This window comes from Polymorphospora sp. A560 (genome assembly GCF_045781765.1).
GTDB lineage: Bacteria > Actinomycetota > Actinomycetes > Mycobacteriales > Micromonosporaceae > Polymorphospora > Polymorphospora lycopeni.
In genome coordinates this window covers 5,756,869-5,770,603 of sequence record NZ_CP122282.1, presented here as the reverse complement: position 1 = coordinate 5,770,603, position 13,735 = coordinate 5,756,869, and the positions used below count along the sequence as shown (strand labels likewise).

Annotated in this window: 12 protein-coding genes; 6 read left to right on the top strand and 6 right to left on the bottom strand. The window is 72.8% G+C overall.

The window, feature by feature from the left end; translation table 11 throughout:
- Positions 1-65 precede the first annotated feature (65 nt).
- Positions 66-779, bottom strand: coding sequence for a hypothetical protein (locus QCD66_RS25755; RefSeq protein ID WP_364213941.1), 714 nt, complete (start codon positions 777-779; stop codon positions 66-68).
- A 207-nt stretch (positions 780-986) separates the two neighbouring features.
- Between QCD66_RS25755 and QCD66_RS25750 the strand changes: the two genes are divergently transcribed.
- Genes QCD66_RS25750 through QCD66_RS25740 form a run of 3 tightly spaced genes read left to right on the top strand, consistent with a single transcriptional unit; the run spans position 987 to position 4,391 of the window.
- Positions 987-2,573, top strand: coding sequence for a protein kinase domain-containing protein (locus tag QCD66_RS25750; protein WP_375736004.1), 1,587 nt, complete (start codon positions 987-989; stop codon positions 2,571-2,573).
- 4 nt (positions 2,574-2,577) lie between these two features.
- The gene (locus QCD66_RS25745) at positions 2,578-3,309 is read left to right on the top strand and encodes a hypothetical protein (RefSeq protein WP_375736003.1); all 732 of its coding nucleotides are present in this window, start codon (positions 2,578-2,580) and stop codon (positions 3,307-3,309) included.
- Positions 3,306-4,391, top strand: coding sequence for a hypothetical protein (locus tag QCD66_RS25740; protein WP_407566813.1), 1,086 nt, complete (start codon positions 3,306-3,308; stop codon positions 4,389-4,391). Before QCD66_RS25745 ends, QCD66_RS25740 begins: the two co-directional genes overlap by 4 nt.
- 58 nt (positions 4,392-4,449) lie before the next feature.
- On the opposite strand, the gene QCD66_RS25735 is transcribed toward QCD66_RS25740, so the two are convergent.
- The 3 genes from QCD66_RS25735 to QCD66_RS25725 all read right to left on the bottom strand — a co-directional run bounded on the left by QCD66_RS25735 (position 4,450) and on the right by QCD66_RS25725 (position 6,949).
- A complete protein-coding gene (locus QCD66_RS25735; RefSeq protein ID WP_357538088.1) occupies positions 4,450-4,923 on the bottom strand; it encodes a hypothetical protein in 474 nt (157 codons plus the stop codon).
- A gap of 16 nt (positions 4,924-4,939) precedes the next feature.
- On the bottom strand, positions 4,940-5,758 hold the full coding sequence (locus QCD66_RS25730) for a hypothetical protein (protein ID WP_364213956.1): 819 nt from the start codon (positions 5,756-5,758) through the stop codon (positions 4,940-4,942).
- Positions 5,759-6,196: 438 nt separating this feature from the next.
- The gene (locus QCD66_RS25725; RefSeq protein WP_364213960.1) at positions 6,197-6,949 is read right to left on the bottom strand and encodes a BTAD domain-containing putative transcriptional regulator; all 753 of its coding nucleotides are present in this window, start codon (positions 6,947-6,949) and stop codon (positions 6,197-6,199) included.
- A gap of 260 nt (positions 6,950-7,209) precedes the next feature.
- Here QCD66_RS25725 and QCD66_RS25720 point away from each other — a divergent pair, with 260 nt between their 5' ends.
- Positions 7,210-8,145 (top strand): TerC family protein, encoded by a 936-nt coding sequence (locus tag QCD66_RS25720; protein ID WP_375735623.1) that lies wholly within the window; start codon positions 7,210-7,212, stop codon positions 8,143-8,145.
- Between the two features lie 19 nt (positions 8,146-8,164).
- On the opposite strand, the gene QCD66_RS25715 is transcribed toward QCD66_RS25720, so the two are convergent.
- The gene (locus tag QCD66_RS25715) at positions 8,165-8,728 is read right to left on the bottom strand and encodes a hypothetical protein (RefSeq protein WP_375735624.1); all 564 of its coding nucleotides are present in this window, start codon (positions 8,726-8,728) and stop codon (positions 8,165-8,167) included.
- Between the two features lie 243 nt (positions 8,729-8,971).
- Between QCD66_RS25715 and QCD66_RS25710 the strand changes: the two genes are divergently transcribed.
- The gene (locus tag QCD66_RS25710) at positions 8,972-11,410 is read left to right on the top strand and encodes a transketolase-like TK C-terminal-containing protein (RefSeq protein ID WP_375735625.1); all 2,439 of its coding nucleotides are present in this window, start codon (positions 8,972-8,974) and stop codon (positions 11,408-11,410) included.
- Between the two features lie 281 nt (positions 11,411-11,691).
- Here the strand turns inward: QCD66_RS25710 and QCD66_RS25705 are convergent, their stop codons facing one another.
- Positions 11,692-12,900 (bottom strand): RNA-guided endonuclease InsQ/TnpB family protein, encoded by a 1,209-nt coding sequence (locus tag QCD66_RS25705; protein WP_375735626.1) that lies wholly within the window; start codon positions 12,898-12,900, stop codon positions 11,692-11,694.
- A 155-nt stretch (positions 12,901-13,055) separates the two neighbouring features.
- Between QCD66_RS25705 and QCD66_RS25700 the strand changes: the two genes are divergently transcribed.
- Entirely contained in the window at positions 13,056-13,664 is a 609-nt protein-coding gene (locus QCD66_RS25700) for an SAM-dependent methyltransferase (RefSeq protein ID WP_364213972.1), read from the top strand.
- The last annotated feature ends 71 nt before the right edge of the window (positions 13,665-13,735 follow it).

Sequence of the window (13,735 nt, the reverse complement as noted above, 5' to 3'; positions counted from 1 at the left end):
CAGCGGACACGGTAGGCGGTGGCTGCACCGCGTTTCGGGCTCGCCGCCGCTCGGACCCGCCGCGCCTACCGTGGCCCGGCCGGCCGCCCCTGGAACGCCCGCGCGATCGACCGTAGCTCCGCCAGCGGCCGGCCGAACCCCCGATCACTGTGTGAGCCCAGGCAGACCGGAACACCGTCCCGGTCCCCCCATTCGATGGCACCCCAGAACCGTTCGCTCGCCGCGAGCAGCTCGTCGGCGATCTCCGCCTGCCGGCGGTGGCAGCCGAGCGCCGCCAAGGCCCCGGCGACGACCTCGGTGGCCTGGGCGGGCAGGTGTGCATCCCCGATGGCCGGCAGAAGCACGAGCAACCGGCGGGCGGCGTCCGGCGCGGAGCCGGCACCGGCGGCGACGGTGGCCAGTTCACGCCAGGACAGCGCCGGTCCCCGGAAATTGCCCTCGAGAGCGGCGACCAGCACCGGTTCGTCGACGTCAGGGAGCGTGACCAGGTAGTCCTGCCCCGATTCGTCCGGGAAGTTGCGCCACACCAGATGCGCCAGGTGACCATCGCCGAGGTGCAGCGACACCACCGGCCACCGGTCCGGCCGGTCCATCTCGGAGAGCATCGCGTCGACGTCCGCCGGGTCGACGTCGAACCCTTCCACGGCGGTGGGCGAACCGCCGACCGACCACAGCAGGGCGGGCCAGAAGACCGGATCGTCCAACCACGCGGTCGCGTCGACCAGCACGGAGGCGTCGACCGGTGGCTGGTAACCGTCGAGGTAGCCGGGCAGGGTCACCACTGATCCCCACCCGTCGGCGACACCTGGCCTATGGGCGAGGCCACGGCTGCTTGATTCACGGCCCGGACGGTAACACCGCGTGCGCCCCTCGCGCAGCGGTGTCACGACCGCCGTGAGGGGGTAGGGCTACCCCTGGACGGGTCCATTGTGGTCGGGCAGGCTACCCGGTGATGTGGACAGCCGATTCGGCTCGGGGGAGTGACCATGCCCGGAGGCACCACCTATTTCTTCGTCGGCCCGCCGGAGGAGCCGGACAAGTACCGCCTGTTGCGGCAGGTCGGCGGTGGCGGTGAGGCGGAACTCTGGCAGGCCGACGTGGCCCTGGGCGCCGAGCGGGAGAAGGTTGCGGTCAAGGTGCTCCGCTCGGCCCACGAGGACCGGGCGGCCTGGCGCAGCCGGTGGATCGAACAGACGGACCTGTTGCGGCTGATCCGGCACCCGGGCGTAGTCGGCGTACACGCCGCCTTCGAGGGTGCGCGGATGCACCACGCCGGCGCGGCCGACCCCGCCGAGACAGCCCTCTACCTGGTGATGAACTGGATCGAGGGCACCGACCTGCGCGACTGGCCGGCCCGGCAGTCCGGCCCGCCGGCGGCCGTCTTCACCTGCCTCACCCAGGTCGCCGACGTCCTCGACTGGCTGCACTCCGGAAAGGCCACCCCGTCGCGGCGGCCGGTCGTCCACGGCGACATCAGCCCCGCCAACGTCATCGTCAACCGGGACGGGCAGGCCGTTCTCGTCGACTTCGGACTGTTCCGGATGAGCAGCCACGTCACCAACCTGCCGGCCGGCACCCAGGGCTACATCGCCCCCGAGGTGCTCCGCGACGGCGCCTACAGCCCAGCCTCCGACCGCTACGCCTTCGGCGGCCTGGCCTATTTCCTGCTGACCGGCGCCCACCCGCCCGCCACGGCCGACGCCCGCGCCGCCGGTCTGCACGCCGTGTTCGGCCCGACCCCACTGCTCGACCACGCGCTGCGGATCTTCGCCGACGATCCGGCCGCCCGGCCGGCGGCCGGGGAATGGGTACGTAACCTGCGGGCGCAGACCTCCACGACGACCACGACGCCGACCGGCCTCCCGCCGATGCGCCCCGGCGCCGCGCCGTCCGGTGCCTCGGCCGGCGGCCCGGTGCCCGCCGGCGTTTCCGCCGGAGGCGACCGGCGGCCGAGGCCGTGGTGGCTGGCCGTGGCCGGGGCCGCACTCGCCCTGGTGTTGGTCGCCGGTGTCCTCGGCGCGGTCAGCCTGCTCGGTGGCGAGAACGCCGGCGACCGGGCCGAAAGCGGCAGTACGGCCGGCGCGGGAGACCCGACCGGCGGCCCGGAGCAGCCCGGCGGCACCGCCTCCCCGGCACCCGGCCCGAGCGGTGATTCCCCGACGCCGGGACCGGACGCGCGGGGAACCGAGGTCTACCTCGTCTCCCTCAAGGCACGCGAGAAGCCCAACATGGACGAGGAGATCGGCGTCGCGACCATCGACGACCGGGAATACCCGTCGAGCATCTCCCGCAGCTGCTACGGCGTCAGTCTCGAATACCACCTCGGCTACGACTACACCCGCTTCCGCAGCACCGTCGGCCTCGACGACGAATCCGACTCCGGAAGCTCCGCGACGTTCGTCGTCTACGTCGACGACGAACGGCAGGACAGCGCCACCGTTCGCCTCGCCGCGACCGGAACCGTCGAGGCCGACCTCACCGGCGCCTTCCGGCTGCGCATCGAGGCCGAGATCGCCGGGGGCTGGAACTGCGGGGTCACCACCGTGTTCGCCGACCCGATCCTGACGAAGTGACGCCATGGCCGACGACTCGCTCACCGTGCGGATCGACGACCGGCGGCACACCCTGCTGCCGGGGCAGGCGCTGACCTTCGGGCGGGACGCCTCCTGCACCGTCCGCCTCGACGCCACGGATCTGGGCATCAGCCGTACCGCCGGCCGGGTGCACCACGACGGCTCCGGTTGGCAGGTCACCAACCTCAGTCGGAAACGGACCCTGCACCTCGTCGACGCGTACGGCTTCGCGACCCCGCTGCCGGTCGCCGCCGCCGGCTGGCCGTCCAGCTCCCGCACCGTCGACCATCCACACACGACGGTCCTGGTGGCCGGGCAGGCGTGGACGTACGCGCTCGTGCTGACCCCGGCGGCGGCGCCGGAACAGCCGACCGTGCCGGCCCCCGTCGACCCGCACAGCACCCGCAACCAGGTGCCCGCGCTCACCCCGCGGCAGCGCGCGGTGCTGGTGGCGATGGCCCGTGGCTACCTGCGCCCCTACCCGCACTACGACCCGCGCCCGCGCACGTACAACGAGGTCGCCGACCGCCTCGGACTGACCCGTACCCAGGTGGTCCGCCGGGTCGAGCGGGTACGCGAGCAGCTGGTCGCCGCCGGCGTACTCGGCCTGGAAGGCGAGGGCGACGCGCGGCGCCCGCTGTGCGAATGGCTGCTCGCCATGCGCGTCATCAGTGCCGCCGACCTCGACCGGCCCGCCGAACCCGGGCCGGCGCACGACGGGCCGGATGCCCCGTGAGGCCGCCGACCGAGCCGGACACCTGGCTGGGGATCCGCTGGCTGCTGGCCGTCGGTGCCGGCCTGGCGATCGGTACGGCCGCGCTCGCCTCGGCCAGCCGACACGCCGCCGCCGACCTGGGCGTGCCGCCGCCGTCGACACAGGCCGACCTGGCGATGTTCGCGGCCTGGCCGATCGCCTCGCTCGGGCTGGCCTGGCGCTGGCTGCCGGCCCGACGACGCGGGCCACGGGCCGTCGTCCCACTCGCCATGCTGCTGAGCACACTCGACCCGGTCCTGCTCGCCAACGTGCCGCACACCGGCGATCCCCTGCGGGGGCCGCTCGCCGCCGGGCTCGCCGCCTTCGCGGTCGGCGTGCTGGTCACGGCGCCGCTACGGCAGTCGATCCGGGCGGTACGGGGAGAACCCGTGGCGCCGCCAACGGCCGACCGGCGAGCCACCCCGCCACCGTTCCGGCAGCCACCGGCTGCACCGCCCGGTCCGGGTTCCCGGTCCCGCCCGCGTCCTGCCCCGGCCGGGAAGCCCGGCCCCGATCCGCCTCCCGGCCCGGCGCGATCCGGCGCCCCGGCGCCGGAGCCGGCGGAGATGCCGGCTGTGGCGCCCGATACACCCCCGGCGGCGCGGCCCGCCCCGGCGGCGCGGCCCGCCCCGGCGGCGCGGCCCGCACCGCCGCCGCGGGCGGCGGCTGGTCGACCGGAGGCCGGTGGACCGGACACCCGGGCCGTCACGATCGCCCGCCAGGTGGAGGCGGTGGTCGAGGACACCGCGCGAAAGGTCGCCCCGCTGCTGGAGCGCAGGCTCGTCGCGTACCACGGTCCGGACTGGTTGACGGTGGTCAACCGGCGGCGCCGGGAGGCCGGTCACAAGCCCGGCCGGCGGCTGCGCGACTTCCGGTTCTGCCTGGCCGTCCTGGGCCACGATCCGGCGACGCAGGGCTGGGCCAACCGGGACTGCCGGCGGGCCGCGCTGGACCTCAACCGGTTGGCGTTCGACGCCGTGCACCGTGGCACGCTCACCGTCCCCGACCTGGAGCGGGCCCGGAAGACCGCGGCCCGGCTGCTGGCCAATCTGCCCGCCGGGTGAACGCGGGTCGGGCACCGGGTGGCTGGCCCGGTGCCCGACCCTCGGGGAGTGGAAGGCGTTACGCGGCGCGGATCCAGCCGGGGTCGTTCGGCGCCGGGATCCGCATGCCGACCGCGCCGCGCTGGCCGTACACGGCGATGCCGCCGTGGCCGTGCGCGCCGAGGGTGGTCGCCAGCCGGTCCACGAAGGACATCGCCGCCGGGCCGCCGGCGTCGGCCGACTCGCAGGCCGAGACGAAGATCCGGCCCCGGTAGTCGGCGGGCAGCAGGTGTTCGAGGTTGACGTACAGGTCACCGGCGGTGAGGAAGAGGTCCTTCTTCTTGTCACCGATCACCGGCTGGGGCGGGGAGATCCAGCCGGTGCCGTCGTACGCGCCGTGGGAGGAGACGAACAGGTCCTCGTCGACGCCGAGCCGGGGGATGACCTGGCTGAAGACGCGGTACGTGGTCCCGTACACCCGGGGGTTCTGCCTGGACTGTTTCTCGGCCTCGCGGACGAGGAGGTCGTCGTCGGTGCACACGGTGATGATCATTGTTGGCTTCTCCGGTTCAGTCGGCGAGTACGGTGTTGGCGATGCTGTCCTTGGCGACCTTGCTGGTGGCGGCCGTGACCTGGTCCTTGACGGCCAGCCAGCCGTCCCAGGCGAGGCCGAGCTGGACGCCGAACGAGTCGACCTTGAAGGTGGACGAGTCGTGCTCGACGAACAGCGACTCGAAGCTGCTGGCCGAGAAGTCGAAGCTGTAGTAGACGAGCCAGATCTTGGCCATGCCGGTCGACTGGTCGATGGTCAGCGGCCCGACAGCGGCCTGCACCCGGTGCTCGTGCACCGAGGCGGACTGCCACCAGACATTGCGGAAGTTGGTCGCGCCGGGGTCGGCGGCGTCCTTGAGCGCGGCGAACATCGACTCGATGGAGCCGGCCGTGATGCCGAGATAGGCGCCGAGGATGTCGGCCATGATGCCGATGACGTTGATCGAGGTGCCGGACTTGCTCTGGTCCCACTTCAGGCTCTCGTAGCTGGTCGTCGTCCAGCCGCACTGGGCGAGGTGCTTCTGGAGGCCCGTCCAGTACGCCGGCTTGGACGGGTCGGTCAGCTTCTGCCCGGAGTTGGCGTCCTGCGCGAACAGCAGCGAGTTCTGCCACGCCTCCTGCTGGTCCCACAGGCTCGGCGGGCCGTCCCCGGCGGGACGGGTGCCGGCGACGGCGGCGAAGGCCTGCGGGGTGGCCGGCAGCACGCCCGCCGGGTTGAGGCCGGCGTCGCCGGTCGCGTACGACATCACGCCGGGCTGGTCGAGCGTCGGGTCGTGCTGCGAGCGGAAGCCCACCGAGGTCAGGGAGATGTTCTTCGGTCCGGCCGAATAGACCATGACCGCTCCTTTCGGTTGCCGCCCCGCCGGTCGGGGCGATGGGCACAGCAGACCGGGTGGGGCGTGTCGGCGGCGTCGCCCGGCCGCCGTGCCCCGGCCGTCGCCGGGTCACCGCCGCGTCACCGCGATGCCGCCCGTACGTCCCGAGCCGGCGTCCGTCGGGGGTGCGGGAGCGCGGCGGGTCCGACGCCGGGGGCGACCGTGCGCGTACGCCGTGTCACCGGTGCGTCACCGTGACCTCGGGCAGCGGCGCGTGGGGCTCGTGTCGACCTCGATCGTTTGCGGCTCAGGCGGTTGACACGCCGGGCCGGAAGCGCCTGAACCGCAGACGATCACGAAGCGGGGCGGGGCGTGTGCCACAGGCGGGGCGGGACGGGCCGGGCGCCGCGGGCGGGGTGGGGCGTGCGCCACGGGCGGGCCGCCGTGGAGGGCGGTGGGTCAGCCGCGGGCGGTGCCGGTGGGCAGGTGCCGGGCGATCAGGTTGGTGACGCCCAGGCCGGGCGCGACCCCCAGGGTGGCGAGGTGGCCGCGGTAGCGGTGGTACTGGCGTAGCGCCTCGGCGACGTTGCCCTGCCGGAGGTGGGTCTCGATCAGCAGTTGGTTGGCGCTCTCCCGCAGCGGGTCGGCCTGGGCGGCCTGGAGGATGTGCGGCAGCGCCGGCCCGGCCTGCCCAGCGGCCAGCAGCTGTGCGGCGGTCGACTCGAACGCCTGCACCTGTAGCAGCCGCAGGCGTTCGCGCGGCTGCTCGACCCACTCGTCGTCGAAGCCGGGCAGCAGGGTGCGGACGGTGGTGACCGGGGGCGGCGTGCCCAGTTCCGCGGGGTCGCGGCCGGGCCGCACCGCGGCCAGTGCCCACCGCTCGACGAGGCGTACGTCGAGTTCGACCGGGTCGGCCAGGGCGAGCAGGTGCCGGGTGCTGACCACCAGCCGGGGCTCGACCTTCTGCAGCCGCCACAGGGCGGTACGCAGGTCGGCGTTGGCCCGGCGCTGGGTGGCGTCCGGCCACAGCCGGCCGGCGAGTTCCTGCCGTTCGGTGACGTCGTGCAGGGCGAGCGCGGCCAGTAGCCGGGCGGCGCTCGCCGGCAGTACCAGCGGGGTGCCGTCACGTCGTACCCGGAACGCGCCGAGGAGTTGCAGGCGCAGCGGCGGCGAATCGGGCGCGGACGGCTGAGGCTCTTCGCCGGGTCGCATGGTCCTCCTGGCTGCCCGGTGCGGCGGGGGTGCCGCGCGGCGGAGCTTGCCTCCAAAGAGTCACCGTGTGGACACGGATTGTAAATAGGTGTGCGACACAGTGCGCTGATCGAGTGATTCCGCTCGGCCACCCTTGCCTCGCCCACCGGGCTGGGTACGATCCGCCGCCCGCGAGCCGAGCCCTCCCGTCGTGCCGGATGCGGAATCAGGCCGTACTCTATGGCGTTGACTGCGGTTGATCTTTGGACAATTGGAGCGAAATGGAGCTGTTGGCCAGCCCGGAGATCTGGATCGCGTTCGCGACCCTGCTCCTGCTCGAAATCGTGCTCGGCATCGACAACATCGTGTTCATCTCGATCCTGTCCGGCCGGCTGCCGGAGCACCAGCGGGCCAGGGCCCGGACCATCGGTCTGGCGCTCGCCCTGATCACCCGACTGCTCCTGCTCGCCTCGTTGTCCTGGGTGATCGGGCTGACGGCACCACTGTTCACCGTCTTCGGGCAGGAGATCTCCGGCCGCGACCTGATCCTGTTGATCGGCGGTCTGTTCCTGGTCGCCAAGGCGACGTACGAGATCCACGAACACCTCGAGGGCGACGACCACGGCAAGAAGAGCAAGGCCGCCTCGTTCGCCTCCGTCATCGCCCAGATCCTCGTCCTCGACATCGTGTTCTCGCTCGACTCGGTCATCACCGCCGTCGGCATGGTCGACGAACTGGCCGTGATGGTCGCCGCGGTCGTCGTCGCGATGGTCATCATGCTGGTGTCGGCCAGCGCGGTCAGCAACTTCGTCAACAAGCACCCGACGGTCAAGATGCTGGCCCTGGCGTTCCTGGTGCTGATCGGCGCCAGCCTCGTCGCCGAAGGACTCGACCAGCACATCCCCAAGGGCTACGTCTACGGCCCCATCGCGTTCTCGATCTTCGTCGAGTTCCTCAACCTGCGGGTCCGGTCCCGGCAGAAGCGCGAACGCTCCGCGCCGGTGCACCTGCACCCGACGTACGTCAAGAACGGCGAAGCGCAGGGCGGGGCCGCACCCGCCACGGCCCGCCCGACCGGGCAGAAGACCCAACTCCCCAAGCAGCCCGGCAACGCCGGCCAGCAGGGCAGGGCCGGACAGCCGAACCGCAGCGGGCGGCCGGGCAACACCAACCGGCCCGGCAAGGGCGGGCGCGGCGGCCGGTCCGGCCGCGGCTGAGAACCGGCCGGCGACCGGATCAGCCGTTGCCGGCCACGCTGTCCAGGAAGGCCCGGCGCCCGTCCAGGTACGGACCGAAGTCACGTACCCGGATCAGCCGGACCGCGTCGGGCCCGACACCCGTCGCCTCCACGACGACCGGGTGGTCGCCGAGCACCGCCTCGGCGATCCACCCGCCGTCGTGCGGCCACCGGGCGAATTCCCGGGGCACACCGTCGACCACGATCGTGACGGCCCCGGGAACCTCCGCCCGCAGCGCGGCGTCGACCCGGTCGAACGCCTCCGCCGTCGGCCGCTCGCGCGCCAACGCCAGCGCCCGCCGCCGCTCCCGCGCCACGTGCGCGGCGCCCACCCGGGCCGTGACCACCCGGAGGTACGGACCCGGTCCTTTCGGCCGGCCGTGCGCGAGGCCGATGGCCTGCAACACCCCGCTCTCCAGGCCGCACTCGTCGACGAGGCGGAGACCGGCCCAGCCGTCGAGCCCGTAGAGCGGCAGCGCCGGCAGGTGCCGGGCGATCTCGCGCTGCTGCCCGTCGAGCATGCGCCGAAACTGCTCGGGAGTGAGTTTTCCGCCGTACCGCATGCCGCTCCTCCGGTCCGCCGGGTCGCCACGGTGCCGTCGCGGGTCATTCTGCCGCTCCGGACGGTGCCGGGGCGGTCCGCGCCGGCACTTCGGGCAGGGCGGACAACCGGGGGACTTCACGCACGCCGTCCGCTCGGTCAGACTGTCCCGGCCGAGCCACGGACCGCCGACCACGAGTACCGGCGGACCCGGAGCCGGCGGACCGACCCGCACCAGCGACCGACCGTCGAAGGGGAAGAGCACATGTCGACCGCACCCGCCCAGCCCGTACCGGACCTGGCGACACTCGACGCGATCCAGCGCCGGGTGCTGTGGCTGGCCGTCCGGATGGTCGACGCGGCCAACCGTGAGCGGCCGAACATCGAGGGTGTCAAGGTTGGTGGGCACCAGGCCTCCAGCGCGTCGATGGTGTCGCTGATGACCGCCCTCTACTTCGCCCACCTCGACGCCGCCGACCGGGTCAGCGTCAAGCCGCACGCCTCCCCGGTGCTGCACGCCATCAACTACCTGCTCGGCAACCTGGACCGCTCCTACCTGACCCGGCTGCGCTCGTACGGCGGGCTGCAGTCGTACCCGTCGCGGACCAAGGACCCGGACCGGGTCGACTTCTCCACCGGCTCGGTCGGGCTCGGCGCCGCCGCGCCGCTGTTCGGCGCGGTCACCCGCCGGTACGTCGACGCGCACTTCGGCCCCCGCCCGCCGGCCCGGTTCGTCGCCCTGCTCGGCGACGCCGAACTCGACGAGGGCAACATCTGGGAGGCGATCGCCGACCCGGCGACCCAGGGCCTCGGCAACGTCATGTGGGTCGTCGACTTCAACCGGCAGTCGCTGGACCGGGTGGTGCCCGGCGTACGGATCGGGCAGTGGTCGGCGCAGTTCCAGGCGGCCGGCTGGCACGTCGTCGAACTGCGCTTCGGCGGCCGGCTCAGCGAACTGTTCACCCGGCCCGGCGGCGACGCGCTGCGCCGCTGGATCGAGGGGATGCCGAACGAGCGCTACCAGTCGCTGTTCGCGCTGAACCCGGGGGAGGCCCGGAGCCGGTTCACCGAGGACGCGCCCGCGGCCGTCGTCGACCTGCTCGCCGACCTGTCCGACGAGGAGGTGTTCGCCGCCGTCACCGATCTCGGCGGGCACGACCTGGCCAGCCTGCTCGACGCGTTCGCCGAGTGCGACCGGGTCACCGACCGGCCGAGCGTGGTGTTCGCGTACACGGTCAAGGGGTGGGGGCTGCCGATCGCCGGCAACCCGCGCAACCACTCGCAACTGCTCGGCGGCGAGCAGATCGCCGCGCTGCGGGAGGCGACCGGGCTGGCCGACGACACCGAGTGGGACCGGTTCGACGCCGCGTCGGGCGAGGGCATCTGGTGCAACCGGCGGCAGGAGGCGCTGCGGCTCGAACCGGCGCCGCGGCGGCTGGCGGTGACCGTACCGGAGGCGACCGGGGCCGGCCGGGCCGGCCGCAAGCCGGTGTCGACGCAGGAGGTGTTCGGCCGCACCCTGGTCGACCTGTCCCGCGACGCCGACCTGGCGCCCTACCTGGTCAGCACCGCGCCCGACGTGGCGACGTCAACCAACCTCGCCGGGTTCATCAACCGGATGGGCGTCTTCCACCCGGTCGAGCAGCGCGCCTGGTCGGTCGACCCGGCGCTGAAGTGGACCGAGAGCCCGAAGGGGCAGCACATCGAGCTGGGCATCAGCGAGATGAACCTCTTCCTGCTGCTCGGCCAGCTCGGCCTGGCCTGGGACCTGTCGCACCAGCCGCTGATCCCGATCGGCACCGTCTACGACCCGTTCGTCCTACGTGGACTCGATGCCTTCGTCTACTCGGTCTACTCCGGGGCCCGGTTCATCGTCGCCGGCACCCCGTCCGGGGTGACCCTGGCCCCCGAGGGCGGCGCCCACCAGTCGACCATCACCCCCAGCGTCGGCCTCGAACTGCCCGGGGTGACGCTGGTCGAGCCGGCGTACGGCACCGCGCTCGACTGGCTGCTGTGCGACGCGGTCGGCCATATCGCCGCCGGCGGCGACACCCCGACCACCGCCGCCCCCGCCGAGGCCGCGTCGTACTACTTCCGGCTCTCGACGCGGCCGCTCGACCAGGCCCCGTTCGAGGCCGCCCGGCAGCGGCTCGGCGACGTCGTGCTGCGCCGGCAGGTGCTCGCCGGCGCCTACCGGCTGCTCGACCCGTACGACAGCGCCCCGCACCTGCGGTCGCGGCCCGGCGGCGAACCGGCGCCGTCGGTGGTGCTGGCCGCCTCCGGCGCGGTGCTGCCCGAGGTGCTGGCCGCGGCGGCCGAGCTGATGAACGAGGGCGTCGCCGCCCACGTCGTCGACGTGACCAGCGCCGACCGGCTCTACTCGGCGTGGCAGCGGACCCTGCGCCAGGGCATCCGTACGGCGACCACGCCGAGCACCGCCGGGGCGCTGCGGGCCGCCTTCGGCGGCACCCGCGGACCCGTCGTCACCGTCCATGATGGAGCATCCCACGCCATGGCCTGGCTCGGCGCCGCACTCGGCGTGCACTGCGTGCCGCTCGGCGTCGACTCGTTCGGCCAGTCCGGCACCGTCGCCGACCTCTACCGGGCGCACGACCTCGACCCGGGCAGTATCGTCAACGCTGCGCTGGCCGCCCTCGAACTCAGCCACACCGCGGAATCGACCCACCACATGGCGGCCGAATGACCACAGTCTGAAGCCCGGCCAGGCGGCCACCGAACCCGGTGACCGCCTGGCCGGAGCGCCCCCGCCAGTCGCGCGGACCCGGACCCCCGGCCACGAAACCAGCCGCCGGCCGGTCCCGGGCCGCATCCGGCACCACCCCCGACACCCCGCATGCCGGCACGGATGCCGGGTGGCCGACCCGGCCGGCACGCGACACGCCGGCCGGCGGAGCCGGTGACGAAGTAATCCTCGGCCACTCCCGGCCGCTGGCCCGACAGGAGTTACTTGACATCCTCCCCTTCCTAAAGGGAGGGGATTCCCGTGGTCGCCCTCGGGTTTTCCTGCTTCACGGTTGGCTGCCCCGAACGGAGGTTTCCCCGTTGAGGTCTTACACCTTCTCCACAGGCTCTCTCCGCCTGTCCGGCGGCCAGAATGTTGCGTGCCGCGTTCACGTCCCGGTCGTGGACGGTGCCGCACCGGCACGTCCACGTCCGTACGTTCAGCGGCATCCGTTCAGCGAGGGCACCACATGTCGAGCACAGTTTCGAGCTGGGGAACCAGCGGTCGGTGACCAGCAGGGTTCGGCCGTGCCAGTCAGTCTTGTATTCGAGCAGGGTGCGGAACTGTCGCCAGGCCGCGTCGCTGATGGCGCGGGCCAGGCTTCGGTTTTTGACCATGTTGCGTACGGTCAGGTCCTCGATCACGATCGTTTGGTTCTCACGAACGAGTCGGGTGGTCAGCTTGTGCAGGTGATCCCGCCTGCGGTCGGTGATCCGGGCGTGGATGCGGGCGACCTTGAGCCGGGCTTTGGCCCGGTTGTTCGAGCCCTTCTCCTTTCTCGCCAACGCGCGTTGGGCGCGGGCCAGGGCGGCGCGGTCGCGGCGTTCGTGGCGGGGGTTGACGATCTTCTCCCCGGTGGACAGGGTGAGCAGGCTGTCGAGTCCGGCGTCGATGCCGACCACACCCGACGTGGGGGTCTGTTCGATCACGTCGTCGCAGAGCAGGGACACGAACCATCGTCCGGCCGCATCCCGCGACACGGTGACCGTGGACGGGGCCACCCCCTCCGGCAGCGGACGCGACCACACGATGTTCAGCGGTGCGGCCATCTTCGCCAAGGTCAGTTTCCCGTCGCGCCACCGGAACGCGCTCGTCGTGTACTCCGCCGACCGGCGCGACTTCTTCTTGCTCTTGAAGGTCGGGTACCTGGCGCGCCTGGCGAAGAAGTTGGTGAACGCGGCCTGCAGGTGCCGCAGCACCTGTTGCAGCGGCACCGAGGAGACGTCGTTGAGAAACGCCAGCTCCCCGGTCTTCTTCCACCCGGTCAGCATCGCCGACGTGGCGTTGTAGTTGACCCGTTCCTGGCGCAGCGTCCACGCCTGGGTACGAGCCGCGAGGGCCATGTTGTAGACCAGCCGGACGCACCCGAACGTGCGGGCAAGCTCAGCGGCCTGCTCCGGGTTCGGGTAGAAGCGGTACTTGAACGCCCGCTTCACCGCCTTCGTGGCCATCGCCCACAAACTAGCAAGCTAGCGACTGAACCTTGCGGTGCCGCGCGGGTAGACGCCTGTCCGCCTTGGCGGCGGATCGGCTTTTCCTGTCCTGCTCCGCAGGGGTTCCGTTTCCTCTCCGGTCTGAAGGCCGGAGTATCCATGGAAGGAATCCGATGACCAGTACGAAGACCGACGGCTCGCTGTTCCTGCGCGAGTTCCTCCGGGCGCCGACCCGGACCGCCGCGGTCGCCCCGAGCGGTACGGCACTCGCCGACCAGATGGCCCTGCCGATCCCCGAGCGGGGCGAGCCGGTGGTGGTCGAGCTGGGACCCGGCACCGGCGCGTTCACCCGGGCGATCGAACAGCGGCTCGCCGGACGCGGGCGGCAGCTGGCCGTCGAGCTCAACCCGACCATGGCCGACCACCTCGCCGCCCGGTTCCCCGGGGTGGAGGTCGCCCGCGGCAGAGCCGGCGACCTGCCGCAGATCCTCGCCGGGTACGGCATCGACCGGGCCGACGTCATCGTCAGCGGCCTGCCCTGGTTCGCCTACGAGGCGGACAGCGACGGCCCGCCGCTGGTGCACACCCTCGCCTCGGTGCTGACCGCCCAGGGCGTCCTGACCCAGTTCGCGTACACCTGGACCCGCTGGGCGCCGCCCGCCCGCCGGCTGCTGCACGGGCTGCGGGCCGGCTTCGAGGAGGTGGTCAGCGGCCGTACCGTGTGGGCGAACCTGCCCCCGGCGACCGTGTACTTCGCCCGCCGGCCGCGCTCCCTGCCGTGAGCGGCTGACGGCGGGCGGAACCGGCCCGGCCGACGGCCGGGCCGGACCGCCGTCGACCGGTCTTAGGCCGG